The sequence below is a fragment of the Escherichia sp. Lx600-2 genome, from assembly GCF_036662595.1.
Taxonomy (GTDB): Bacteria; Pseudomonadota; Gammaproteobacteria; order Enterobacterales; family Enterobacteriaceae; genus Escherichia; species Escherichia coli.
In genome coordinates, this window is record NZ_JAYQWM010000209.1 from 1 (window position 1) to 1,818 (window position 1,818).

At 38.2% G+C, this 1,818-nt stretch carries 3 protein-coding genes; 2 read left to right on the forward strand and 1 reads right to left on the reverse strand.

Going from position 1 to position 1,818, the window contains the following annotated elements; all coding sequences use genetic code 11:
• The first annotated feature begins 233 nt into the window (after window positions 1-233).
• Together OQV04_RS24470 and OQV04_RS24475 are read left to right on the forward strand one after the other, a co-directional pair.
• Window positions 234-1,178: a hypothetical protein gene (locus OQV04_RS24470; RefSeq protein WP_077757358.1), complete on the forward strand. Its 945-nt coding sequence runs from the start codon at window positions 234-236 to the stop codon at window positions 1,176-1,178.
• Between the two features lie 81 nt (window positions 1,179-1,259).
• Complete coding sequence (locus OQV04_RS24475; protein ID WP_274446689.1) at window positions 1,260-1,682, forward strand: hypothetical protein; 423 nt, start codon at window positions 1,260-1,262, stop codon at window positions 1,680-1,682.
• A gap of 77 nt (window positions 1,683-1,759) precedes the next feature.
• Here OQV04_RS24475 and OQV04_RS25385 read toward each other — a convergent pair whose 3' ends face one another.
• The gene (locus tag OQV04_RS25385; RefSeq protein WP_003032489.1) at window positions 1,760-1,816 is read right to left on the reverse strand and encodes an IS1 family transposase; all 57 of its coding nucleotides are present in this window, start codon (window positions 1,814-1,816) and stop codon (window positions 1,760-1,762) included.
• Between the last annotated feature and the right edge of the window lie 2 nt (window positions 1,817-1,818).

Below are 1,818 nucleotides of genomic sequence, written 5' to 3' on the forward strand. Positions count from 1 at the left end.
AATTGATTGTTGCCTTTATGAGCACCGACCGTAAGCCCGTTATGTTATTGTTTCATTAGTAATAATCACTTAAATGTATCGATGAAACAGGTATGACTTAGCGGGAGTGATTGTTTCTGAGTGTACAGAGACCACTTTCGCCTGATAAATGAAAAATGAGCGATTTTTGCAAGTTAGTTTTTCTATAGCCGAGTACGCTCAGCGCCTCGCTTGATTACAATGAGGTTGCTGCTATGAGTCCTGATAATATCGGTTCGGCTGTCAATCGCTTCTCAGGTTGGCCATCTAATGATTCTCTAAAAACAGATAAAGAATCAATGACATCACCCGTGACTGTGCAGGTAATAAAGATGATTGCCGCCATCCTTGACCCACATCGGATAGTCGTTGGAATTGATACACTTTATACAACGCAGCGCGAAACATTTACCTCAGAGAGTCAACAGCTCATTGAATCAGCATTGCAAACACTTCATGTGATGAATTTAAATAACCTGGAAACAAATCGCGATGAAGAAGGTCACTATCTGGCTTTTGAATATAACGTTGACACCTCTGACAGAATAACCGTTTCTGCTTATAATGAAAAAAAGCCTGGCTGCTATGGCCAATGTCTTTTAATACAGGATGACGAAACAGACTTATTTAACCTGATAAAAATTAAAATTTTCGAAGCCAGGCATAATTATGTCGCTCAATTGATGAGCGATCCGGAATTTATGTTCAAATTCAGTTATAGCGCTCAACAAAATAGATTAGAACCTCATCTTCTGGTTCCCGCTTATTTCCCTCTAAAAACAAACGAACCGGTTACGCAAGAGGATGTACTGTTACTTTATCGTTTCTTTAAAATGAATGATGATTTTAATAAATTAACATCAGATGAATACATGAGTATCCTGACACCTCTGATGAAGTGTGAGCGTAGCGTCCACGACAACAACAGGTATGTGACGGGCAAAGATACCCTTCTTCTGGACTATCCTCCTTCTGGTAACCAGATACATTTCCATGTTTTCCCTGACGAATCAGCAACACTAGTCCTTTATTTTTCAAACAATGACCTTGAATGTTTCGTCTTTGAAAGAGATATTCCGAGCCAGTATCGCTTTTTCAAAATGTTTACCAATCTGGCACTGGTTATAGATCAGTTAACCGAAGCCAATAAAATACTTTAATTTTCTATATATCCCCTATGGCAAATATTGTTAAACAATGCCTGGGGATTAATTTTTATTACTCACGGAAAGATTTAAATAATGATCCCATCTCAAATCTCTTTCAACCCCCTTCCTGTCAATGCAACATACGCTTCAGAGACAACAGTTGACACACAAAAATTCTCTGACATCCTCTACTCAGCGGGGTGTTCCCTAAAGGATCTGGCTTATCTGAGCAGATGTCTGGCATCAATACATCCGACTATCGCCAAAAACATTTATGAAACAGAAAATCTCAGCGATCAAAAATTACTACATATTGATTGCCGTAGTACAAATGAAATCAAGATAAATATCTTTTTTGGTCAACAACGAGAAGGATTAATTGAAATTAGTTCTGACACAGTTATTTTTTCGATACTGTCTTCATTGATTGACTCCGCCATTTCTAAATTTCAACACCAAAACCCGGTTAACGGTTCAGTTAATCCTGAAATATTGTATGAGGATTATACTGATTAAATCCACCCAGTCGCGAAAATGGCCTGCGTTATTGCCAGACGTAATAAAACCTTTGATTAACGGGTAATGACTCCAACTTATTGATAGTGTTTTATGTTCAGATAATGCCCGATGACTTTGTCATGCAGCTCCACCG